Annotated in this window: 22 protein-coding genes; 13 read left to right on the forward strand and 9 right to left on the reverse strand. The window is 33.0% G+C overall.

Features of this window, described 5'->3' with window-relative positions; translation table 11 throughout:
- Positions 1 to 17: 17 nt before the first annotated feature.
- The 3 genes from DK441_RS23330 (at position 18) to DK441_RS23340 (ending at position 3,928) form a co-directional block, all read left to right on the forward strand.
- Entirely contained in the window at positions 18 to 497 is a 480-nt protein-coding gene (locus DK441_RS23330) for an Lrp/AsnC family transcriptional regulator (RefSeq protein ID WP_025663656.1), read from the forward strand.
- Positions 498 to 663: 166 nt separating this feature from the next.
- Positions 664 to 3,249 (forward strand): phosphoenolpyruvate carboxylase, encoded by a 2,586-nt coding sequence (locus DK441_RS23335; protein ID WP_109852983.1) that lies wholly within the window; start codon positions 664 to 666, stop codon positions 3,247 to 3,249.
- 166 nt (positions 3,250 to 3,415) lie between these two features.
- Positions 3,416 to 3,928 carry a DinB family protein gene (locus DK441_RS23340; protein ID WP_109852984.1) on the forward strand — a complete coding sequence of 171 codons (513 nt, stop codon included), beginning with the start codon at positions 3,416 to 3,418 and terminating at the stop codon, positions 3,926 to 3,928.
- Positions 3,929 to 4,064: 136 nt separating this feature from the next.
- Here the strand turns inward: DK441_RS23340 and DK441_RS27300 are convergent, their stop codons facing one another.
- From DK441_RS27300 to DK441_RS23360, 4 genes are all read right to left on the reverse strand, one after another.
- Positions 4,065 to 4,226: a DUF4783 domain-containing protein gene (locus DK441_RS27300; protein WP_160112252.1), complete on the reverse strand. Its 162-nt coding sequence runs from the start codon at positions 4,224 to 4,226 to the stop codon at positions 4,065 to 4,067.
- Between the two features lie 92 nt (positions 4,227 to 4,318).
- Positions 4,319 to 4,957 carry an alpha/beta hydrolase gene (locus DK441_RS23350; RefSeq protein ID WP_109853614.1) on the reverse strand — a complete coding sequence of 213 codons (639 nt, stop codon included), beginning with the start codon at positions 4,955 to 4,957 and terminating at the stop codon, positions 4,319 to 4,321.
- Between the two features lie 28 nt (positions 4,958 to 4,985).
- A complete protein-coding gene (locus DK441_RS23355) occupies positions 4,986 to 5,837 on the reverse strand; it encodes an alpha/beta fold hydrolase (protein ID WP_109852986.1) in 852 nt (283 codons plus the stop codon).
- 3 nt (positions 5,838 to 5,840) lie between these two features.
- The gene (locus DK441_RS23360) at positions 5,841 to 6,404 is read right to left on the reverse strand and encodes a TetR/AcrR family transcriptional regulator (RefSeq protein WP_109852987.1); all 564 of its coding nucleotides are present in this window, start codon (positions 6,402 to 6,404) and stop codon (positions 5,841 to 5,843) included.
- A gap of 87 nt (positions 6,405 to 6,491) precedes the next feature.
- On the opposite strand from DK441_RS23360, the gene DK441_RS23365 reads away from it, so the two are divergent.
- From DK441_RS23365 to DK441_RS23395, 7 genes are all read left to right on the forward strand, one after another.
- A complete protein-coding gene (locus DK441_RS23365) occupies positions 6,492 to 6,917 on the forward strand; it encodes a PaaI family thioesterase (RefSeq protein WP_109852988.1) in 426 nt (141 codons plus the stop codon).
- A 1-nt stretch (position 6,918) separates the two neighbouring features.
- On the forward strand, positions 6,919 to 8,010 hold the full coding sequence (locus tag DK441_RS23370; protein WP_109852989.1) for a chorismate-binding protein: 1,092 nt from the start codon (positions 6,919 to 6,921) through the stop codon (positions 8,008 to 8,010).
- Between the two features lie 63 nt (positions 8,011 to 8,073).
- Positions 8,074 to 9,798 carry a 2-succinyl-5-enolpyruvyl-6-hydroxy-3-cyclohexene-1-carboxylic-acid synthase gene (gene menD / locus DK441_RS23375; RefSeq protein ID WP_109852990.1) on the forward strand — a complete coding sequence of 575 codons (1,725 nt, stop codon included), beginning with the start codon at positions 8,074 to 8,076 and terminating at the stop codon, positions 9,796 to 9,798.
- A 104-nt stretch (positions 9,799 to 9,902) separates the two neighbouring features.
- Entirely contained in the window at positions 9,903 to 10,244 is a 342-nt protein-coding gene (locus DK441_RS23380; protein ID WP_109852991.1) for a DUF2853 family protein, read from the forward strand.
- 114 nt (positions 10,245 to 10,358) lie between these two features.
- Positions 10,359 to 11,192, forward strand: a complete 834-nt coding sequence (locus DK441_RS23385; protein WP_109852992.1) for a S1 RNA-binding domain-containing protein — start codon at positions 10,359 to 10,361, stop codon at positions 11,190 to 11,192.
- A gap of 101 nt (positions 11,193 to 11,293) precedes the next feature.
- On the forward strand, positions 11,294 to 11,605 hold the full coding sequence (locus DK441_RS23390; protein ID WP_109852993.1) for a hypothetical protein: 312 nt from the start codon (positions 11,294 to 11,296) through the stop codon (positions 11,603 to 11,605).
- A 92-nt stretch (positions 11,606 to 11,697) separates the two neighbouring features.
- A complete protein-coding gene (locus DK441_RS23395) occupies positions 11,698 to 12,207 on the forward strand; it encodes a ferritin (RefSeq protein WP_109852994.1) in 510 nt (169 codons plus the stop codon).
- A gap of 61 nt (positions 12,208 to 12,268) precedes the next feature.
- Here the strand turns inward: DK441_RS23395 and DK441_RS23400 are convergent, their stop codons facing one another.
- On the reverse strand, positions 12,269 to 12,679 hold the full coding sequence (locus DK441_RS23400) for a hypothetical protein (RefSeq protein WP_109852995.1): 411 nt from the start codon (positions 12,677 to 12,679) through the stop codon (positions 12,269 to 12,271).
- A gap of 161 nt (positions 12,680 to 12,840) precedes the next feature.
- On the opposite strand from DK441_RS23400, the gene DK441_RS23405 reads away from it, so the two are divergent.
- From DK441_RS23405 to DK441_RS23415, 3 genes are all read left to right on the forward strand, one after another.
- Positions 12,841 to 13,683 carry a 1,4-dihydroxy-2-naphthoyl-CoA synthase gene (locus DK441_RS23405; protein WP_200822881.1) on the forward strand — a complete coding sequence of 281 codons (843 nt, stop codon included), beginning with the start codon at positions 12,841 to 12,843 and terminating at the stop codon, positions 13,681 to 13,683.
- 50 nt (positions 13,684 to 13,733) lie between these two features.
- Positions 13,734 to 14,549 carry a hypothetical protein gene (locus DK441_RS23410; protein WP_109852996.1) on the forward strand — a complete coding sequence of 272 codons (816 nt, stop codon included), beginning with the start codon at positions 13,734 to 13,736 and terminating at the stop codon, positions 14,547 to 14,549.
- Between the two features lie 68 nt (positions 14,550 to 14,617).
- Positions 14,618 to 15,220: a hypothetical protein gene (locus tag DK441_RS23415; protein ID WP_160112253.1), complete on the forward strand. Its 603-nt coding sequence runs from the start codon at positions 14,618 to 14,620 to the stop codon at positions 15,218 to 15,220.
- 4 nt (positions 15,221 to 15,224) lie between these two features.
- On the opposite strand, the gene DK441_RS23420 is transcribed toward DK441_RS23415, so the two are convergent.
- The 4 genes from DK441_RS23420 to uvrA all read right to left on the reverse strand — a co-directional run bounded on the left by DK441_RS23420 (position 15,225) and on the right by uvrA (position 24,379).
- Entirely contained in the window at positions 15,225 to 17,639 is a 2,415-nt protein-coding gene (locus tag DK441_RS23420) for a thiamine pyrophosphate-dependent enzyme (protein WP_109852998.1), read from the reverse strand.
- 203 nt (positions 17,640 to 17,842) lie between these two features.
- The gene (locus tag DK441_RS23425) at positions 17,843 to 20,671 is read right to left on the reverse strand and encodes a metalloprotease (protein ID WP_235015821.1); all 2,829 of its coding nucleotides are present in this window, start codon (positions 20,669 to 20,671) and stop codon (positions 17,843 to 17,845) included.
- A 165-nt stretch (positions 20,672 to 20,836) separates the two neighbouring features.
- Positions 20,837 to 21,526, reverse strand: a complete 690-nt coding sequence (locus DK441_RS23430; RefSeq protein ID WP_109852999.1) for a TIGR00730 family Rossman fold protein — start codon at positions 21,524 to 21,526, stop codon at positions 20,837 to 20,839.
- 24 nt (positions 21,527 to 21,550) lie between these two features.
- Complete coding sequence (gene uvrA / locus DK441_RS23435; protein WP_109853000.1) at positions 21,551 to 24,379, reverse strand: excinuclease ABC subunit UvrA; 2,829 nt, start codon at positions 24,377 to 24,379, stop codon at positions 21,551 to 21,553.
- Positions 24,380 to 24,553: the final 174 nt, after the last annotated feature.

The following is a 24,553-nucleotide window of genomic DNA, read 5'->3' on the forward strand; positions in this document are numbered from 1 at the left end:
AATAATAAAAAAACAATATGGCAAAGTTTAAATTAGACGAAGTTGACCACCAAATTCTAGACATGTTGATCGAGAATACTCGTACACCATTTACAGATATCGCAAAAAAATTGTTGATTTCTGCGGGTACAGTACATGTGCGAGTTAAAAAAATGGAAGAAGCAGGTATTATTGAAGGATCTTCTTTAACATTAGACTATAAGAAATTGGGATATTCATTTATAGCATATGTAGGAATTTATCTTCAGAATACTTCGCAAACCAAATTCGTCTTAGAAAGGATTAATGAAATACCATTTGTAACGGTTGCTCATATTACAACTGGAAAGTTTAATATTTTCTGTAAAGTAAGAGCTAAAGACACGAATCATGCTAAGGAGATTATTTTTAAACTAGATGATATTGATGGCGTATATCGTACCGAAACTATGATTTCATTAGAAGAGAGTATTAATGATAAGAAACGATTAATGCACTCTATTTTTCAGGATTTATAAAGGGAATAACTAAACAAATATAGAATAAGCCCTTTAAGAAAAACTTAAAGGGCTTATTAGTTAAAAAACTTTTGTAATTACATATGGCGAGATGTGTTAAATAAATTTTCTCTGCTATATCATTAAAAAGAATACATATTAACCATAAACAAGTACCACCACACCAATGGCTAGAAAACCAAAAATTGAACGTTTTAATGAAAACGTTCTTGCTAAGTACCAGATATACAATAGTATATTTATAACATTACCTTTTGATACTATAAGTAACACAGGGGTGTTATTACCACTTTTTAAAGAAGTGTGCGAAAAAGGCTATGATCAGCACAAGAACCCTACAGAAATCGTAGAAGACTTTTTTTTATTATACCAGGATAATCCTGAGTCAAAAGAAAAGCATGATTTGCTATTTAGGTTTATTCAGTATATCGAACGTCAAGTTGTATTGTTTGATGCAATAGAAGATGCTGCCTTTCCTGTAGTAAACAATATGGATGGCCGAGGGACTTTAAGAAGTATTAAAGAAGAAGCCCAGGCAAAAGGTAAATTAGAAGAGTTAAAAGATTATCTAAGGAGATTTAAAATTCGTCCAACCTTAACAGCTCATCCTACACAGTTTTACCCAGGAACAGTGCTCGGGATTATTCATGATTTAGACGATGCAATTCGTAATAATGATTCTCCCAGAATAAAAAAACTACTAGCTCAGCTAGGTAAAACTGCTTTTTTTAAGAAAGAAAAACCAACACCTTATGATGAAGCAGTAAGCTTGATCTGGTATTTAGAAAATGTATTTTATCATTCTGCAGGAACCATATATAATTATATCCAGCAAAATATATTTGAAGGAGAAGATCTCGAAAATGATTTAATTAATTTAGGATTCTGGCCCGGAGGAGATAGAGACGGAAACCCATTCGTAACGACAGAAATTACTTTAAAAGTAGCAAAACGATTACGAAAAACAATTTTGATCAATTATTATCGTGATATTCGAGTATTAAAACGAAGAATTACTTTTGGTAACCTTCAGGATAAAATAGCGGTCTTAGAAAATGCACTGTATGATAACTTTTATTATGCAAAAACCGCAGAACCATTATCGATAGAAACATTAATGAATGGATTGCTCGAGATTAGAGAAGAATTAATAAAAGAGCATCAATCTTTATTTTTAGAAGACCTGCAAGATCTAATTAATAAGGTGAAAATTTTTGGTTTTCATTTCGGTACACTTGATGTTCGACAAGATTCAAGAATTCATCATAAAGTGCTTACAGAAGTTGTACAGAAGACGAATGAATTGGGATTAGATATTTTTCCCAAACAGTATGAATCTCTTTCTGAAAAAGAACAGGTTAGTGCGCTTTTTACTATTAAAGGAAAATTAGACCCTTCTGTTTTTGATGATGATATAACAAGAGCAACAATAGAATCTATTTATGCGATAAAAACGATACAGCAAAATAATGGAGAACGAGCAGCGAATCGTTATATTATTAGTAATAATGGAAGTGAACTTAATATAGTAGAGACATTTGCGTTAATAAGGCTTTGTGATTGGGAGTTCCCTACGGTAGATGTAATTCCTCTTTTTGAAACAGTTCCTGATTTACAGGTTTCGCACCAGGTAATGGAGTCTTTATATACTAATCCAGAATATATGGAGCATCTGAAACGTCGTGGAATGAAACAAACTATTATGCTTGGTTTTTCTGATGGAACCAAGGATGGAGGATATCTTATGGCGAATTGGGGAATCTTTAAAGCAAAAGAAGCATTAACTGAAATTTCCAGAAAATATAATGTAAAAGTTATATTTTTTGATGGTAGAGGTGGGCCACCTGCAAGAGGAGGAGGAAATACAAACCAATTTTATGCATCTCTTGGCCCAACAATCGAAGATGAGGAAATTCAATTAACTGTTCAAGGACAGACCATTAGTTCTAATTTTGGGACACTGGATTCTTGTCAGTATAATTTAGAACAATTATTAGGAGCCGGAGTAGAAAATGAATTAACAAGTAACGAGGGTAATCTTTTCTCTGTAGAGAATAAGCAGACTATGCAAAAGCTTGCAGATATAAGTTATCAAACTTATGTTGATTTTAAAAATCACCCTAAATTTCTTCCGTACCTGGAGCATATGAGTACATTAAAATACTATGGGAAAGCAAATATTGGTAGTCGACCTTCTAAGAGAAGTAAAAGTGCAACCTTAGATTTTGGTGATTTAAGAGCAATACCTTTTGTAGGAAGTTGGAGCCAGTTAAAACAAAATGTCCCTGGCTTTTATGGAGTAGGAACAGCTCTAAAAGTATTTGAAGAAAAAGGAGAATTTGATAAAGTAATGTCTTTGTATAAGGAATCACCATTTTTTAGAACGTTGATCGGTAATAGCATGATGAGTCTTACGAAGTCCTTTTTTGAATTAACTTCTTATATGAAAGAAGATGAGGAGTATGGCGCATTTTGGGATATCATTCATGACGAATACTTGTTAACCAAACGATTGTTATTTAAGTTAACGGGATACTCAGAGTTAATGCAAAACGAACCTGCAGGAAAAGCATCTATCGATATTAGAGAAAATATCGTATTGCCTCTGCTCACGATACAACAATATGCATTGAAGAAAATTCAGGATTTAAATAGAAATAAAGATGCAAACCCAGAAGATGTTGCAATTTATGAGAAAATGGTAACTCGTTCTTTGTTTGGGAATATTAATGCGAGCCGTAATTCGGCATAATTTTTTAATAAAGTACTGTTAAGGATATTATATTATGAAGCTGGAATGATTAAATTTCAGCTTCATTTTTTAACTCATATTATACTTCATGACAAAGCTTTATAGTGTAATGTGAGTTTACATGCTATTACAAATAAATTGGAATTTAATCTATATCTAATACACTATGGTATCACAGTTAAAAGAAGGGGAATTTAATCCGTATTATGAAACATATATTGCTAAAGCAGAGTCGCCTGATATTGTAAAGGGACTAGAAAACGGCCAAAAAGAATTTGTTGATTTTGTGCAATCTATTCCTGAGGAAAAACTTACTCATGCCTATGCAGAGGATAAGTGGACTGTAGCAGAGGTGTTACAACATGTAATTGATGGAGAACGTATTTTTGCATATCGTGCTTTGCGTTTTGCAAGGAATGATAAAACACCAATTATGGGGTTTGAACAAGATGATTATGTTCCGTATTCAAATGCGAATAATTATAGTAAAGAAGAATTGATTTCAGATTTTCAGTCTGCAAGAGCTAACTCTATTTCATTATTCAAAAGCTTCACTGGTGAAATGTTAACCAGAATAGGAGAGGCGAGTGGTAGCCCTATGAGTTCAAGAGCTGCAGGATATATATTAATAGGACATCAAAAACATCATTTTGAGGTTATAAAAAAAAGATATTTATAAGTATGACAAAAGAAGAAGTTGCCCAGAATTACCTCTCGTTTTTAGAAAAAAACGAAGTAGATAAAGTTGTTAGTTTATTTGCCGACAACGGAATTGTTGAATCTCCATTGTATGGAACAATGCCAGCCAGTAAATTTTATAAGGCTTTGGCAGATGATACCACTACTTCAAAATTAAAATTTGATGGTTTGTTTTTTGAAAAAAACTCCAATAGAATTTCACTGCTCTTTGATTTTGACTGGGAATTAAAAGACGGAAAAAGAGTGGTGTTTAAAGTAGTAGATATTATAGTGCTCAATTCAGAAAATGAGATTCAAAAACTTACTATTATTTATGATACCGTTCATAGTAGGTCAGCAATAGAAGCGTTAAAAAAGTAGTGCAATAGGTTTATAATAAGTTGATTAGAGTTTTTGGATCTAGCTCGTGTCCTCCTGGATGAGTTCTAAATTCAATCTGAGGTAATATTTGCTGCACCCGTACTTTCTCGGCTTCAACTTTTTCGATTTCAAAAAGGGGATCTTTTTCTCCCAGGATATGAGTGATTTTTGTCTGATCAGTTAGAAAAGAAAAATCTTCTCTGGATAATTCTTTAGGAAAACCGCCAGAAATCATAACTAGGGCATCACAATTAATTTTACGGCTGGCAACCCACCGACTAGCAATACTTACTCCTTGAGAGTACCCTAAAACAATTAACTTTGCATGCTCAGGCAGCTCTTCAGATGTTAGTATTGCATCTACATATCGTAATACATTTTTGGTCTCTGCCAGGGTGTTTTCTTTGGTTAACCAACTAGAACCAATACTTCTGTAATTATTACCTTTATAATATTTAGAAGGAGCCTGCGGTGCAATAAAATAATTATCTTCTTTATCAAGGCTTTCAAACAACCGTATAAAATATCTACTTAAGTATCCGATCCCATGAAAAACTAACCAAACATTTTTAGTATCAGGGTGTAGATTATTAAGTGTAGAATATGTGTTTGTAGTAGTGTAAGAAGTTTCTTTTTCGATAGCACTCATATGATATATGATAATAGATCTTTTGTATTTAATTAAGATGAAACCAATCATCAACAATCGGCCACAAGATATCCCGATTTTTTGTCCTAAAAAAATCAAAATGGCCAATATTTTTTAGTTTAAAATCACTTGGTTTTAGATGTTTTCTAGTCACTTTAGCATTTTTGTATACGCGTTCACCCAAAATATCTACTGATTTTTTAGGAGCAAACAAGTCATCATCAATGCTTAATAAAAGCATAGGTTCTTTGATTTCTTTATAATATGTGCTAGTATCTTTTTGGGTAAAATACAACATCGAATCCGGGTGCAGTAAAAAAATAGCCCAATCTTTGGCTACTCTGGTGGTTAAGGGTTTTCCTAATCCAAACCAGCCAGAAGGGTAGTACTCTAAAAGCGATGTGGTAAGCGGTACAAAAAACTTAAAATTAAGATAGATGAGTATTCTCATTTTTAAAGTGAAATGCTTGTAGAATCCAAATTGAGAAGCTACAGTAAAGTATTTGTCATAATATTGATACGCATCGCTAAAGCCGACACTATTGCCACCATAACTATGGCCGATCATATACTGTTCGTTTTCAGGAAATTCTTCTTTTGCATGTTTAGAAACTGATTTAAAATCCTGTGCCCAGAATGCAAAACCATGTTCTTTTAAGGATTGGATGCTCTGAGAGAGAGAATCTCCTATTCCTCGGTAATCAAAAGTAAATACATTACACCCTTTGGTAGCGAGATATTCTGCAAGTGGGTAATAAATTTTTTGAGGAACTGCCACTGCAGGAGCAAAAACTATTGTTTTATGATTAGGAGATTTAGGAACAAATTCATGTACCGAAATAGGATAGCCGTCAAAAGAACGAATAGTGTATGATTCCATGTTTTACTGATTTAATATTGCCGTTTCTGTTCTTTTCATAGCGTTGTTAAGGTATTTTGGATCGTTATAAATCTGCGTTAATAAGATACCTCCTTCAATATCCTGTACCATTTGTTCTGCCAGTAGTAATGCTTTTTCTGTTGAGTGATGTACTTCAAACAGTTGTTGTAGACCTAAAATAAAATCCTTAAAAAATGATTGTATTTCTTTTTTATATATAGGGTCGAGATGAATGGTTTCTAATGCTGTATTTGCCATAATACATCCGCCATCTGAAGCTCTGAATAATTTGTCTAGAAGTAGCTTCATTTTTAACACTTTTTCGTTAAGAGTTAAAGTATTGCTTTCAATAATCCTAAATAGATTGTAATTAAAATAACTGTGAACAGTTGCAAGAACTTCTCTAATTAGATCTTCCTTATTGCTGAAATAATAATAAAAATGAGACTTCTGTATACCACAGGCTTTAGAAAGCTCACTCATACTACTGTTTTGAACTCCGCGAGAGCGCAGGATAGGGATTATCTTTTTCAGAACTTCTTCTTTGGACGTTTTTACTTTTGGCATTTTATTGAACGTTCGTTAAAATAATAATCAAATATAGTTAGAATTATTAAATAGCATTGTATATTTTTGGTTTAAATTATTAAGCTTATGAATTTGACACAGACAGAAGTGCTGGAACAATGCGCTAAGATGTGTAAAAACACTTTAATGGAAACTTTAGAGATTTCTTTCTGTGAAGTTGGCAAAGATTATTTGGTTGCTAAAATGCCGGTGACTCCCAGAGTGCATCAGCCGGATGGTGTTTTACATGGGGGAGCTATGGTGGCATTAGCAGAGAGTGTGGGCAGTGCTGCATCATTTATTTTTCTTAATGCTAAAGATTTTTATATAAGAGGAATAGAGATTTCAGCAAATCATGTAAAGAGTGTTAAGCAGGGTTATGTGTTTGCAAAAGCAGAAATATTACATCAAGGCCGTACTACTCAGTTATGGGATATAAAGATAAAGGATGAAGACGGTAACTTGGTTTCGATAGTTAAGTTGACCACTATTGCGCTTCCTAAAACCAAATAGTATGGACATAGGGGATGTTTATGCTAAAATTGAAGAGCAGTTAGGTCAAAATCTACCTTTTGTGGTATATAGAAAAGCTGATTCTATGACACTACATGCTGTTTTTCAAGAAAATAACCAGATATATGAAATAGAAGATTATACTGTTTCGGGATTTGTTTTTGCTCCTTTTGATAATGCTCATAAAGCCGTTATTATTCCTTCAGAAAAAAGTGACTATTGCACTGCTACCATTTTATCACAAACTGTAAGTAACGAAAAAAGAACTTCAGGAACAATAGGTAATGTTCTTTTGGTAGAATCTGAAGCCCAAAAAAAACATATTGGGCTTGTAAAAAAGGGCATTGAGGCAATACAATCTGATCGTTTTAAAAAAGTAGTATTATCTCGAAAAGAGGAGGTTTCGATACCAGATTCTTTTAGTAGTCTACATATATTTAAAAACCTAATACATTTTTATCCAAAAGCTTTTGTGTACCTATGGTACCATCCAAAAATTGGTACATGGATGGGAGCGACTCCAGAAACCTTGATTCGAGTAAAAAGTAATAATTTTTTTACTATGGCTCTGGCGGGCACCCAGCCTTATATAAATACTATAGATGTCGATTGGGGAACTAAAGAATTAGTAGAACAGAAAATGGTTACTTCTTTTGTTACGAGCAAATTATCTTCAATTATTAATGATATACAACACTCTAAAACTTATACACATAAAGCTGGTACACTTTTGCATCTGCGTACCGATATTAGTGGGGTTTTGGATAATGAAAATTCAAGAATTGAAAAAATAATCGAAGTATTGCATCCCACTCCGGCGGTTTGTGGGCTTCCTAAAGACGAGGCTAAATCTTTTATTCTAGCTACAGAAGGATATAATCGTAAGTATTATACTGGTTTTATGGGAGAACTAAATATGAATGAAGATGGTATTATTAAATCAAATTTGTTTGTAAACCTTCGTTGTATGGAGTTGAGTAATGGTAAAGCTATTCTTTATGTGGGAGGAGGAATCACAAAAGATTCTGATCCAGAGAAAGAATGGGAGGAAACTGTGAAGAAAACAGAGACAATGAAAAGAGTTTTGTTGTAATCAGGGTTAAATTACTTAAAATTCTGGTGTAAATTAGTTCGATATTGTAATTTAGCGATTCGAATGAAGAAACGCTTATATTCAAAAATTCCTTTAGCACAATCTATTGTTACCTTATGCGAAGCAAAAGGAATTACCCATATTGTTATTTCGCCGGGATCTCGTAATGCACCACTAATAATTGGTTTTAGTGAACATCCAGATATGCAATGTTATAGTATCGTAGATGAACGATGTGCTGCATTTTTTGCATTAGGTATTGCACAACAAATCCAAAAACCAGTTGCTTTGGTCTGTTCTTCGGGTAGCGCGTTGTTAAACTATTATCCTGCAATTTCAGAAGCATTTTATAGTGATATACCATTAGTGGTCCTAAGTGCAGATCGCCCTATTGAAAGAATTGATATTGGAGACGGACAAACGATTCGTCAAAAAAATGTATTTGAAAACCATATTTTGTACTCGGCCAATTTATATTCTGAAGTTGTTGCAGAAACAAAAATTGATGATCCCAAAGTACGCCAAAAACACCATGAAGCTCAAAAACATAATGAAAGAGAAATCAATCTGGCGCTAAATAAAGCAATAGAACGAAAGGGCCCAGTGCATATTAATGTACCTTTTTATGAGCCTTTATATGATAAACTAGAGCATCCTACTATTGTTTCCAGAAATATCCCAGTAGAAAAGCCACATCATCAGTTTTCTGAAGATTTACAATCAGAAATGCGTGAAGAGTGGAACCTGGCAAAACGTAAAATGGTATTGATAGGTGTTAATTCGCCAGGTACAGTTGAGCAAAAATGGATAGAATATTTTGCCAATGATCCTTCGGTCTTGGTACTAACAGAAACAACGTCTAATATTCATCATGAGTCTCATATTAATTGTATTGATCAATTGATTTCTACTTTGAATGAGAACGAATTTAAAGCATTGCAGCCAGATATTCTTTTAACTATTGGAGGCATGGTTGTTTCTAAGCGAATCAAAGCATTTTTGCGACAATATCAGCCAAAATCGCACTGGCATATTGATTCGAAAAAAGCATACGACACCTATTTTTGCCTTACAGAACACATAAAACTGCAACCCAATGTGTTTTTCTCGCGTTTTTTTTACAAAATGAAGAGTGTCGACAGTACTTATAAACCTTTTTGGGTTTCTATTAGAGATCATCGCAGATTGAAACATGCAGCATATCTTGATAAAACCCCTTTTACCGATCTTAAAGCGTTTGAAGTTATTTTTGATAGTATTACAGATGGGCAAATGATACAGTTAAGTAATAGTTCTACTGTTCGTTATGCGCAACTATTTACACTAAATCCAACTTTTCAGGTGTTCTGTAATAGAGGAACAAGTGGTATCGATGGAAGTACATCTACTGCCATTGGGGCAGCTCTGGCTTCGGGAGTACCTACGACTTTGATAACGGGAGATCTGAGTTTCTTTTATGATAGTAATGGGTTATGGAATGAATATATTCCTACGAATTTCAAAATTATTGTTATTAATAATGAAGGAGGAGGGATATTCAGAATTTTACCAGGAAAAGAGGAAAGTGTTAATTTTGAAACATATTTTGAAACGACACATCATCTTACGGCAATACATTTATGTAAAATGTTTGGTTTTGAATATCATACCGCGCATACTCTTGAAGAATTAGTTCATGAATCTAAAAAAGTATATGAAAATGATCATATGCCTCAACTGCTTGAAGTTTTTACGCCTCGAAAAGAAAATGATAGTACTTTAGTCGATTATTTTAGGCATTTTGTCTAATTTCCTTGTTTTAATATGCTTTGTTGGTGAATTATTAATGAATAATTCATCTATATTTGATCTGGAAAAAAAATGAACTAAAAACCTAAAAACACATTTATCCTATGAGTAAAAGAGATGAATTAATCACAAAATACGCCGCAGATATCAAAGATAAAATTGGTCAGACTCCAGATATGGATCTTTTAACCAAGGTTACTATTGGATGTGGTCCTTCAATTTATAATGCAGATGCTGCTACAGTATCTGGTTCGGATCAAAGTGAATTAGATACCGTAAAGAAAAACTTTTTAATCAATAAACTTGGTCTTTCTGATGGACCAAAGCTAGATGAAGGTATTGCTTCTGTAATTGAAGCTTATGGTAAATCAAACCGTAATAAATATAGAGCGGTTGTTTATTATCTTTTGACAAAACATTTCGGAAAAGAATCTGTTTATAAATAGTATACGATTTTCTATTACAAAAAAAGGTGTTCATAATCATGGACACCTTTTTTTGTTGAATTTAGATAAACAGAGAGGATTAAAGAATTATCTTTGCGCAAAAAAAATAGAGACATGCTTAAGCTTGGGGAATACAATATGTTAGAGATTGTTAGAGAAAGAGATCAAGGGATTTACCTTTGTGACGAAGAAGGGGACGAGGTTTTATTACCTAATAAGTATGTGCCAGAACAATTTCAAATAAGAGATGTTTTAAAGGTGTTTGTGTATTTGGATAGCTCAGAACGTATTGTTGCTACTACCTTAGAACCTTTTACAACTGTAAAATCTTTTGCCTATTTAAAATGTACAAACGTATCTGAAATTGGTGCTTTTCTGGATTGGGGATTAGAAAAAGATCTTTTTGTTCCGTTTAGAGAACAATCTTCAAAAATGAGAGTAGGTAGCTGGTACCTTGTTTATGTATACCTTGATGAAGAAACCAATCGACTTGTTGCATCAAGTAAGACCAACGCTTTTTTAGATAATTCTTTAGTTTTACTGTCTTCATATGATGAAGTTGATCTTATGGCTTCTCATCCTTCACCACAAGGTTGGAATATGATTGTAAATCAAAAATATCTGGGGTTAGTATATAGTGATGAAATTTTTCAAAAGATTACACCGGGAGATCAGCTTAAAGGGTTTGTGAAAAAAGTTCGCCCTGATGGCAAGATAGACCTTACATTACAACGACATGGGTTTAGAGGAATAGAACCAAATGCAGAGCAGATTTTAAAAGAGTTAAAATCTAATGGCGGTTTTATTGATCTAAATGATAAATCGGATCCAGAAGATATTAAAGAAGTTTTTCAATTGAGTAAGAAAAGTTTTAAAAAAGCTATCGGATCACTGTATAAAGAAAGAAAAATTATTATCGAGAAAGAAGGAATACGTCTGGTAGAGTAGATCAAAAATACAATCCATAGTTATAGTTAAAGGAGAAGTTACTTTTTGCTTGTTTTATTTGGATTAAATCTAAATAAAAAGTATTTTAGCGACCGTTAATTATGGATTGTATTTTTTCTTCAACATACTACGCCTCTTATCAATCATCAACAGAACGATGTTATTATATTGATTTTGGCCATAAAATGGTTAAAATTTCTTTCTGTCAATTACTTAGCCTAAGATATAAGGCAAAACAAATGTCTACATTTGATTATATAGATGATTTGCTTAATCATAATGACACTGTGTTATTATCGCTATGTGATAAAGAACATTTAATTTTATTAGACACATTAATGGTGTTGGATTTTGTAGATCTTATGAAAGGAACATTCGCAATGATAGAATTAAATGCTATGCTGGTATCATGATATTTTGATATTAGATTTAGACTTACTATAAATTAAGTATCGATTAAGTTTTACATCTGGATTTTCTATACTTTTATTAAAAATATTGGAAAATGGAAAATCTAACACGACAAGAAATAAGCATTAACCTAGAGGTAATGGATATGCTTAATAAGCAAATTGAGAAAGAACAAAAGGCCTCGTCACTTTATTTAGCAATGGCTTCATGGTGTGATCAGAAAACGCTTGTAAATAGTGCTTCCTTTTTTTATAAACAAGCAGAAGAGGAAAGAGAGCATATGATGAAAATTTTTAAATTCATTAATGATACAGGCGGGTCTGCTTATTCTCCTAATGTCTCTAATATTACTCATGAATTTTCTTCACTTCGAGAAGTTTTTGAAATGACGCTTAATCATGAGATATCTATCACACAATCTATATACAAAATTGTTGCAAAATGCAGACAGGTAAATGATTTTGGTACAGAGAACTTTTTGATGTGGTTTGTAGAAGAACAGCTAGAGGAAGAAGAAACTATCAAAGATATTTTAGATATGTTTGATTTATCAGGAGATATGCCACTTCAATTCATCGACGAAAGAATTCCCGTTGGTAAATAACCGCATAAAAAGATTTTAAACCAAAATAAATAAGGGTTTCAGATTTTTTTAGAAAGATAAATTAGTATGCTAAACCTGTGATAGGGCAGAAAGCACCACTGTACAAACTAGCATCTTTATATGCCGTGTTTTTTATACCTCCTTTATTAGTGTTAGGGTTGTAACCGTTACCGTATACCCTAAAACCAGATGTTTTAGGCTGTGGGATTGCAACATTATATTTTGATGAAATATTTTTATATTTTGGAGTATCAATATACATCGTATAACTTTTTTTAAAAGCTTGCTGTCTTAGATCTATGGTCAAATCTACTTCCTGTAATTGATATTTTTGAGTTTCAACCTCTTTTTTATGGATTACCAGTGGAGCACTTAGTTGTTCCCATTCTATGGCTATAGTTTGTATGGCATCCTCTTGTCCGTATGATAAAAAGCTGATGCTTCCGATAAGTAGTACTAAAAAAACTTTCATAATGGTAAATATATTATCAATTCAGAATAAAACCATCAAAAACTATACTAAAATCTATTTTTTATTTGAAATAAAATTAAAAATTAGGGGATTTACCCTGTAATTGATGCAGTGAGATATAGTATATTGTAGTATTTTTGAGGATACAAAAAAACATATTAATGAGTTCAATAGATTGGAAAACTGTAAAGGAATACAAAGATATTACCTATAAAAAATCGGGAGGTGTTGCAAGAATAGCATTTAACAGACCAAATGTACGTAATGCTTTTAGGCCAAATACAACAAGTGAACTTTATGAAGCTTTTTATGATGTACAAGAAGATACATCTATAGGTGTGGTTTTGCTTTCTGCAGAAGGACCTTCGACAAAAGACGGAGTATATAGTTTTTGTAGTGGAGGAGATCAAAAATCTAGAGGTCACCAGGGATATGTGGGAGATGATGGTAGACACAGGTTAAATATCTTAGAAGTACAAAGGCTTATTAGATTCATGCCAAAAGTTGTTATTGCAGTTGTACCAGGATGGGCTGTAGGAGGAGGGCATAGCCTTCATGTAGTTTGTGATCTTACTCTGGCAAGTAAAGAACATGCTGTTTTTAAACAAACCGATGCAGATGTTACAAGTTTTGATGGTGGATACGGTTCTGCATATCTGGCAAAGATGGTTGGTCAAAAAAAAGCACGTGAAATTTTCTTTTTAGGAAGAAATTACTCGGCGCAAGATGCTTATGAAATGGGAATGGTAAATGCAGTGATTCCTCATGATGACCTTGAAAATACGGCATATGAATGGGCGCAAGAAATACTTGAGAAATCACCAACATCTATCAAAATGTTAAAATTCGCAATGAATCTTACAGATGATGGTATGGTAGGGCAACAGGTATTTGCAGGAGAAGCAACACGACTAGCATATATGACAGATGAAGCCAAAGAAGGAAGAGATGCGTTTCTTGAAAAAAGAAAACCAGATTTTAAAAACATTAAATGGATGCCTTAGTTTATGTAATTATCAATCTTTCCTAAAATAAGAATTACCTTAGCTATACAATGGATAAGAAAGAAGAGGAGATTATATCGATGCATTATCAGATGGAAAAAACTGATATCAAACAGCAACGGCTGGAGGATCGACTTATCTCTATTTCTGAAGATTTAAAGAGAAGTAAAAGAAGACGTAATTTTTATTTTATATTTATTCTTGTTTTGATGTTGTTGCTAACTGCAGGGAGTTTCTATGTGATCCTCGGGAAAAAGGAAAATATTACCAAAATTGATTCTTTAGAGGGAGAAGTGGATGTTCAGCAACTTGTATTTGAAAATGATTCTTTACAAAAGGAAGTGAATAAACTTAAAACTGATATTTCTAAGTATCAAAATGAAGAACTATCAAATAAGTCAAATTCGACAACTTCTCTTTCGGTTGGTATTGGAGATGCAAAGAAAGAAGAAGAGGGTACTAAAGATGGTAAGTCTAAATTAAAATTTGAAAGGAAATATTGTTACATAAATAAGGTGTATAAAAGCAATGATGTTGTTTTTATAGAAGCAGATATTATAGAGTATTATCAGGGTAGAAAAGCAGTTAAAAAAGCTAAAGAATTAGGCAAAGCTGAGTATGATTTGGATAAAAATGGAGATACATTGTATTTTTTATATAATTATTATTATATTCATAACCAGAGTTCTAAGTCGAAAATATTGGAGCTTGACGATAAGGCGAGGGTGAAGATTGAAAATATTAATCAGATTTCTTCCGGTTTTCCATTAAAGGCTTTCCAGAAAGTAATAACAGATAGGCCTGTTTTAATTTTGGAAATTAGTAATGGAATAGTATATAAAATAACCGAGCAGAAACTCCCTTAAGCATTGTTTAAGAAATATCTTTAGAATAACTAACTAAACTTTTGAAGCTATCCCCCACAATGAAAGTTATGAAAGATGAGGATCTTCTATCTTTACATTACCAGATAGAAAAAGCCGAAATTAAACAGAAAAAGCTCGAAGACCTTCTGGACGAAGAGTCTGATAAGCTGAAAAAAAGTAAGAAATCTAATAGGCTATTTGGGTCATTCTCATTAGTTCTATTTTTACTGACCATTTTTCTTGTAGCTAATGCTTTTTATTTTAGCAAATCACAATCAAAAAGTGGTAAAGCAGAAAATAATGAGCTTTCTGTAATAAAGAAAGAACTAGCTTCTGCTAAGAAGGAGTTAGAAACATTAAAAAAAGAAAAAATTAACCTAAAAGAAATCAAAGATCTATATCTGTATAGAAGTTTGATTAAAAAGGATACCGTGTATTCAGTACAGTTAAAAGCATTTAGCGCAAAAAACACACCAGCTATTTCTGAGAAATTTACAAATGCACTTATTTATAGCGATACTTCTTTCTATAAAATGAGTTTAGGTATTTTTGAAACCTTGAGCGAAGCCCAGGATTTTAGAAAAACACTTATAGCTTCCGGGTTTGATAAAAGAATATTTGTAATATCCTATAAAGACGGAAAACGATTAAAAATAGAAGAATTTCAGTAGCTAATTATCTTAATTTTGGAAAATTAACTGGATCTGCTTCATTTATAATTTCATACACTTTTTCGAAAATATCTTCTGTAGAAGGCTTACTAAAATAATCTCCATCAGTTCCAAAAGCAGGTCTATGCGGTTGTGCGCTTAAAGTCTGTGGCTTGCTGTCTAGGTATTGATACACATTTTGTTCATCAATTAATTTGTGTAAAATATATCCGGTAGCGCCACCAGGTACATCTTCATCAATAATCAATAATCGGTTGGTCTTGGCAACACTTTTAACAATATCATGATTTAGATCAAAAGGAAGTAAAGATTGTACATCAATTATTTCGGCATTAATTCCTACGGTTAGTAGTTCTTTTGCAGCTTGCTCAACCAATCGCAATGTAGAACCGTATGATACCAAAGTGATGTCTGTTCCTTCTTTAACCGTTTCAACAATACCAATTGGTGTTCTTATTTCAGATAAATTAGAAGGCATCTTTTCTTTTAAGCGATATCCATTAAGGCATTCTACAACCAGGGCAGGTTCATCACTATCCATTAATGTGTTATAAAAACCTGCGGCTTTGGTCATATTTCGAGGTACAAGAATATGAATACCTCTTAGTAAATGAATAAGGCCACCCATTTGAGAGCCAGAATGCCATATTCCTTCTAGTCTATGTCCTCGGGTTCTTATAATTAGAGGGGCTTTTTGTTTTGCAAAAGTTCTATATCGCAGTGTAGCAAGATCATCACTTAATCCTTGTATACAATATAAAATATAATCTAAATATTGAATTTCTGCAATGGGTCTAAGTCCTCGCATAGCCATCCCAATTCCTTGCCCTATTATTGTAGCTTCTCTAATACCGGTATCAGATACTCTGGTTTCTCCAAACTTTTCCTGAAGCCCTTCAAGCCCTTGATTTACATCACCAATTTTACCGCTATCTTCTCCAAAAATAAGAGCTTCGGGAATTCTGCTAAACAGCTTTTCGAAGTTATCTCTTAAAATAACTCTACCATCAACTTGTGGTGTATTGGTGTCGTATTGAGCTTTTACTTCCTCTACATGAATAGCACTAGAGTCATTTTCATTATATAAATGGCTACTATATTTTGGTTGAATACGAGAAATGTAATTATTTATCCATTCCTGAAGTTTAGATTTTTCTACAAAATTTTCTTTTGTAATGTATTGTAGTGTTTTTCTTGTAGCTTCAAGAATATCTCTGCGTATCGGTTCTTCTTTTGAAGCTAAAATATTAACCAGAGGAGAAATGAAGTTTTTATTAGCACTTTTGTTTTCGACAGATTTAAGAATTTCTAATGCTTCTTTTTGTTCTGATTTAATTTCTGACAAATAAGCATTCCAAGCTTCGGTTTTTCCTTTTCTTACTTCTTTTTTCGCAGCTTTTTCAAAATCCAGAAGCTCTTCTACTGTTGCAATATTATGTTCAATAATCCATTCTTTAAACTTTTTGTTGCAATCATATTCGCGTTCCCAATTTAATCGCTCTTCACTTTTGTATCTTTCGTGAGATCCAGAAGTAGAGTGTCCTTGTGGTTGCGTTAATTCTTTAACATGAATAATAACAGGAATATGTTTTTCGCGTGCTAATTTTTCGGCTTTTTCATAAGCATCCATTAGTGCAGGGTAGTCCCAGCCATTAACTTTTATGATTTCATAACCTTCGTGATTTTCATCACGTCTAAAGCCTTCTAGAATTAGAGAAATATCTTCTTTGGTTGTTTGATGCTTTGCATGAACAGAGATACCGTATTCATCATCCCAGACACTAACCACCATTGGTACCTGTAGTACACCTCCTGCATTAATAGTTTCCCAAAACAAACCTTCACTAGTACTTGCATTACCAATAGTTCCCCATGCTACTTCGTTTCCTTTACTCGAGAAATTAGAATGATTAGTAATGCTTTTTTCATTTCGATACACCTTTGATGCCTGAGCAAGACCTAGTAATCTTGGCATTTGACCAGCGGTAGGTGAAATATCTGCACTCGAGTTCTTTTGTTGCATCAGGTTTTTCCATGTGCCATCTTCATTAAGACTGTGAGTAGAAAAATGACCTCCCATTTGTCTTCCTGCAGCAAAAGGTTCTTTATTGATATCTGTATGGGCGTATAATCCGGCAAAGAATTGTTCTACCGTATATTGATCAATAGCCATCATAAATGTTTGATCTCTGTAGTATCCCGATCTAAAGTCACCATCACGAAAAACTCTGGCCATCGCAAGTTGTGGTAACTCTTTTCCTCCTCCAAAAATTCCAAACTTAGATTTACCTGTCAATACTTCTCGTCTTCCCAGTAAACTACATTCTCTACTAATTAATGCTATTTTGTAGTCTCTAAGTATTTGATCTCTATATTCTTCGAATGAAATATTAGATGAAGTAATGGTTTCAGGCTGCATGTGAACGGTGTTTTTAATGTTTTGCAAATTTAGCTAAAATCCTAGCCATTTGCAAGGTCGAAACTCTTAATTTTTTTGAATATAATTCATTAAAACTGTATTTTTATTGATGAATTATAGTTTTTGGGCAGTATTTTAAGGATTGGTTAACAAATGCTCAAAATTTTCACATTTATTTTTCAATATAACTTTTTGTAAGAACATTAATACCATTCTCTGGTAAAAAGGCCTATTAATGTTTCTGGACTTAATGTTATGATAAATCGAATTTGCTCTTCATAATTTGGCTGTGATATTTCCCATCCCTTATTAGATACTACAGGAAAAAAGACTTCGAAGTAATCAGCTACTAAACTAAGCCTAACTCCTGCATCATAGACAAATTTTGGAGAGATGTTTTTATTTTTTACCAGTCCTACATCTCCATATGCATAAATCCATTTCCATAAATTGGTATTTGCATTAAAGGTGGTAATCCATTGATTGGCAAAAGGGTATTCGAGTTGTGATTTAAACCCTCCTTCTGCCAAAATAATCTGCTGGCTTACCAAACCAGTATCTTCACTACGTCCAAGATAATTATAATCGAACAAATAATCTGTAGGTCTGTCTAGTGCAAAACTAAAGAAATCACCATCTTTTTCTGTGTCGTTAAAAAGAAAAGACCCTGCAAATAGACGTAAATTTAATTGCCGATTATTAAGAAACAGCTTCCTGTAATTTACGGTAGCCGATAGTTTACTAAAGTTTTTTGATATTTGATAATCAATAGTATATCCTAGAAAATTGATAAGATTAAAATCAGAATATCGATATCTTACATTAAATACGTTATAATCAGGAGTAACAACAGGGTTTTCTTTATCTCGATCTCTAAAAACATTAATATTTCTAAGGAGAAGCCTTTGTTTTTTATTGGATCTAAGATCTTCGGGCCTAAAATAAAAACTTACAGATGATGAAAATCGTTTAAATAATAAATCGGGAGCATAACTAAACATACTACCATTTACCCCATATTGTACTTTATATAATCCATAATCAGACAGTTGTTGTCTATAGGAGATAGATGCTGATCCCAATAATTTATTGGATTTGAAACCATAAGCAGGGGAGAGGTTGTACTGAAAATTTCTTTTTATGAAAGTCTTGTTATAAAATTTTGAAGCTAACAAAAAACCATCGTATACATTAAACTCTACTTCGGGAATAAAAAATACTTGAGTATACCTTGGATCTTCTATATCCTGTAAAAACCTAAACTGTAGTGGTTTGTTAAATATCCATTTTAGGTTTCTATAATTATTACGTCTGTTTACTTCTGGGATGTTCTGATCATAATCCAATACCAGTTTACTAATATCGTCATTCGCAATTTTCACTTTTTTGGTCCCAGTGATCCCCATAAGCCAGGTTTTAGAAACTATATCTTTTTTTCTAAAACCATAAAGAGAAACCGGCATTGTATTATTACCATTATTCTTAATTGTAACTTCAATTGAATCTTTTCCTTTTTTTACAGATTTAATTTTAAAATCAAGCTTTTCATTGGTTTGTACATAATCCTCAAAAAACCATTCTATATCAAGAGGAGCTATATTGATAAGTGCTTTTTTATACTTTTCAGAATTTGTATATTTTAATACATTTTGAGTGTAAAAATCTTTAATACTCTGGTCGACAATGTTATCATCACCCAGGTAATCTTCCAAATATTTAAAACCTACACCTGCCTTATATGCATTTGCAATATTTTTATTAAATTTTACTAATTCATCTTGTGGCTGTAATAAAGGCTGATCTAAAAACAATCGAGCCATGTTTTTATAAGCTAAGAAATATTGATCATTAAAGTCCAGATCGGCAACATGAAACCACCGTATACCGATTACTTTACTTAGTTTACCGATAATTTTCATTTCGGGATAATACTGTTCTGTGTATGCCATCATTAAGTAGATGTGTATCGCATCTTTTATCCAGGCATCGTATCTGGGGTTTATAATAATAGTTCTTTCAAGATAATTTTCGGTAATTGTCTTAAGTTGTTTGATTTCAAACTGAAAACCGTCGGGAAAAGGTCTTAATATATCGGGTAATTGATTTAGTCCATATACAGGATTATTTTTGTAATCATTTTCAGAAATTACAATCTTGTCAAAAGGATATGGGCCTAATTTCTTTTGTAAAAACCCAATAATTCTATCGGTTGCTACCGATTTCATTTCTGGCATTAAATCGTTGTCATCTATATTGCTTATAAACTGAATACCATCAGAAGGGAAACTATAGAAAGAAGATGTTTTTTCTAAGTACAAGTTTGCTTCATTTCTTTTGTTGCCTTCGAGTTGTATGGTTTTGGTTGTTTCATCCTTTGATAGAATGCTATTTTTTTGTTTTAGATCACTAACTATTTCATAGGCAGAAGGCAAAGTGAAATGAATTTGATAATCTACAATAGGAGCATATAGGTCATCCAGGTTTTTATGGCTATAGATATTCCATTTTGTATCATATACGGCTGGAAGGATATACCAATATTTTAAGCTAAAATTTCCGTTAGGGTGATATCCGTACCTGGTAAATTTGCTGCTTGCAATTTTAATTTGATATTTTAAAAGAAAGGTTTGGTTTTCTCCTGGATAAATAGGTTTAGAAGATTTTACCCATAATATATCCTGGATTCCATCGTGTCGTCCCCACTGTAGAGGTTGTGATTCTTTATCACTGACATTTTGGATTATAGTTCCTCCTCGTTCTTCGTCTTTGGCAAAGTAAAAACGTTTTATAAAATCTTCTGCAAATCTTTTGCCAAGGGGAGTGGTCTTATCAGAGAAGCTATTGGCCCAATCATGAAAGAATACTTGTGTAAGTGTATCTTTTGATAAATTCGTATAGGTAACTTCCTGCTCTATAGTTATTATCTTTTTTTTGGCGTCTAGATTAGCATTTATAATGATATTATGCTGTGCAGACCCTGCGGTGAGCGCAAAAAAGATAATTATAAAACTATATATTTTTAAAATATTCAACTTTTATATGTAATTAAAAGGTGTTTTTTAAGATATAAATCAAAAAGGAATATTGTTACCTATTTGGTCTTATCTATTAAAACTTTATTAACTATAGGCATAGCCTTACTATGATACTCTTCAAAACCGATTTTATATTAATAATTGATTTGATAACAAAATGAATTAGAAATTCGGACTTAAATTATACTGAGTATAAAATTTATCTAAAATATCTAATACTTCACCTGGGGTGTCTACAATATGTATTAGGTCTAAATCCCCGGGGCTTATATTTCCGAATTTTTGGAGTAATGTACTTTTTACCCAATCGATTAGTCCTCCCCAAAACTCTGTACTTACCAGTATAATTGGGAATTTTGCAATTTTTTTGGTTTGTATTAATGTTATTGCTTCGAATAATTCATCCAAAGTTCCGAACCCTCCTGGCATAACTACAAATCCCTGAGAATATTTTACGAACATTACTTTACGTACAAAAAAATAGTCAAAATCCAGGCTTTTATCACTGTCGATGTACGGATTGTCATGTTGTTCAAAAGGCAAATCTATATTAAGCCCTACAGAGGTTCCTCCTCCCAGATGTGCTCCTTTATTTCCTGCTTCCATTATACCGGGACCACCGCCAGTAATAACTCCGTAACCCTGATCCACAATTTCTTTGGCAACATCTACAGCTAATTGGTAGTATTTATCATCTGTTTTTGTACGAGCAGATCCAAAAATAGATACACAGGGGCCTATTTTACTCATTTTTTCAAACCCATTAACAAATTCTCCCATAATCTTGAAGATTGCCCATGAATCATTTGTCTTTATTTCATTCCAGCCTTTATGGTGTTGCTCTTTTCTCATAATTTATCTTTTAAATATTGTTGCTTACAGCTCATTCTTTAAAAACTGAGCAGTATAGCTTTTTTTATCTTTTATAATTTCTTCTGGTGTACCTGTAGCTACAATTTTTCCTCCATTTTTTCCTCCTTCATATCCGATATCAACAATATAGTCAGCCATTTTGATTACATCCAGATTATGTTCAATAATTAGAACCGTATTTCCTTTATTTACCAATTCATTTAGTACTTCCATCAAAACACGAATATCTTCAAAATGTAGCCCTGTTGTAGGTTCATCTAGAATATAAAAAGTATTACCGGTATCTCTTTTTGATAATTCTGTTGCTAGTTTAATACGTTGTGCTTCACCGCCGGATAGTGTAGTTGATTGTTGCCCTAGAGTAATATATCCTAAACCAACATTTTGAATAGTTTTCAATTTTCTTGAAATCTTAGGGATATGTTCAAAGAATACACAGGATTCATTGATTGTCATTTCTAAGACATCAGAAATAGATTTTCCTTTATATCGAATCTCTAAAGTTTCTCTATTGAATCGTTTCCCCTGGCAGGTTTCGCATTCTACATATACATCGGGTAAGAAATTCATTTCTATTACCCTTAATCCACCACCTTTACAGGTTTCACATCTTCCTCCTTGAACATTAAAGCTAAAACGTCCCGGTTTATATCCACGAATCATAGCTTCGGGAGTTTTGGCAAATAAGCTTCTTATTTCAGAAAAAACACCTGTATATGTTGCAGGGTTTGATCTTGGTGTACGACCTATAGGAGATTGATTAATATCAATTACTTTATCTGAGTGTTCGAGACCTTTGATGCTTTTATATGGCATTGGTTTTTTTACGCCATTAAAATAATATGCATTTAAAATAGGGTAGAGTGTCTCGTTAATAAGTGTAGATTTTCCACTACCCGAAACTCCGGTAACAGCAATCATTTTACCTAAAGGAATATCAATAGATACGTTTTTTAGGTTATTTCCTGTAGCTCCCTTTAGTGAAATGGTTTTTCCGTTCCCTTTCCTACGTTTGGCAGGGGTTTCAATTTGCCTTCTTCCACTTAAATAATCTGCTGTAAGTGTATCGTGTTGTTGTAATTCTTCTGGAGTACCTTCGCTAATAATTTCTCCACCGTGTTTCCCGGCCAAAGGGCCAATATCGATAACATGATCGGCGCGTTCTATCATATCCTTATCGTGTTCTACAACGATAACAGAATTACCTATATCCCGTAACTGGATTAGTGAATTGATTAGTTTCTGATTATCTCTCTGATGTAAACCGATACTGGGTTCGTCGAGAATGTATAAAACTCCTACCAGTTGCGAACCAATTTGAGTAGCTAATCGTATACGTTGTGCTTCGCCACCAGAGAGCGATTTACTACTTCGGTTTAAAGATAAATAGGTAAGCCCTACATCTACCAAAAATTGAAGTCTGGCATTAATTTCCTTTAATATTTCTCCGGAAATCTTATTTTGTTTCTCGCTTAAATGCTCGGGAAGAGATTTAAACCATTCAGAAAGCTCACTAATATCCATTGCAGATAATTCGGCAATATTCTTTGTATTTACTTTGAAATATAAAGATTCTTTACGTAGTCTTGATCCTTTGCATGATGGACATTGAATATTATCCATAAAATCTTTGGCCCATCTTCGCAATGATGTCGAATCATTATTTTTATATGTATTATCGATAAACGAAGCTACGCCTTCAAAATCAATTTTATAGTCTCTGGTAACTCCAAGAGATTTGCTATTTACAGTAAACTTTTCTTTTCCGCCATGAAGGATAATTTGCATGGCTTCTTCGGGGATTTTTTTTATAGGGTCACTTAATTTAAAATCATAGCGTTGTGCGATTAATTCTAATTGTTTAAAAATCCAATTGTTTTTTTGAGGTCCTTGTGGAGCTAAGCCTCCATTTTTTATCGATATAGCATCATCTGGGATGATCTTTTTTAGATTTACTTCATATAGGTTTCCTATACCATTACATTTAGGGCAGGCTCCTTTTGGAGAGTTAAATGAAAAGTTATTGGGTTCTGGGTTGGGATAAGAAATACCACTAGATGGGCACATTAAATTTCGACTAAAGAAGCGTACTTCCTGAGATTCTTGCTCAATCACCATCAATACATCATTACCGTGATACATTGCAGTATTTATCGTCTCCATTAGACGTTTTGAATTATCCTGGTCTTTGGAGACCTTTAATCGATCAATAACGATTTCGATATCATGAGTTTTATAACGATCGAGCTTCATACCTTTGGTGATATCTTTAATCTCTCCATTAGTACGCACTTTTACAAAACCTTGTTTTGCAATTTGCTCAAATAGCTCTCGATAATGCCCTTTTCTAGAACGAACAATAGGAGCCAGAATGCTTATCTTTTTTTCGGCAAAATCTTTTAAAATTAGATCCTTGATCTGCTCATCGCTATAGCTTACCATTTTTTCTCCGGTATTAAAGCTATAAGCATCACTTCCTCTTGAGAATAATAATCTGAGAAAGTCATAAATTTCGGTAATGGTTCCAACCGTACTACGTGGACTTTTACTGGTTGTTTTTTGCTCGATTGCAATAACAGGAGAGAGTCCATCAATCTTATCGACATCTGGTCGCTCTAATCCTCCTAAAAATTGTCTTGCATAGGCAGAAAAAGTTTCTATATAACGTCGTTGCCCTTCTGCATAAATGGTGTCAAAGGCCAAAGAAGATTTACCAGATCCCGATAAACCTGTAATCACTACTAATTTTTCACGAGGTATGGTAACGTCGATATTTTTCAAGTTGTGAACACGTGCTCCTAAAACCTCAATATTTTCTTCTGATGTAACCATAAATTTTAAACCAAGATTGCAAATGTAGTTATTTGACAGCGTTTTGTGAAATTGGAAAAGTTTCAGTCATGTTAAATCAACATTTTTGTTATAGATATACGTTTTGTATTTTGTAAAAATGTTTTTAATTAACTGAAAAACAGTATTTTGTATATGTGTAAAGCATAAAATCAG

Origin of the sequence: Aquimarina sp. AU58 (assembly GCF_900312745.1) — a bacterium.
Classification (GTDB): domain Bacteria; phylum Bacteroidota; class Bacteroidia; order Flavobacteriales; family Flavobacteriaceae; genus Aquimarina; species Aquimarina spinulae.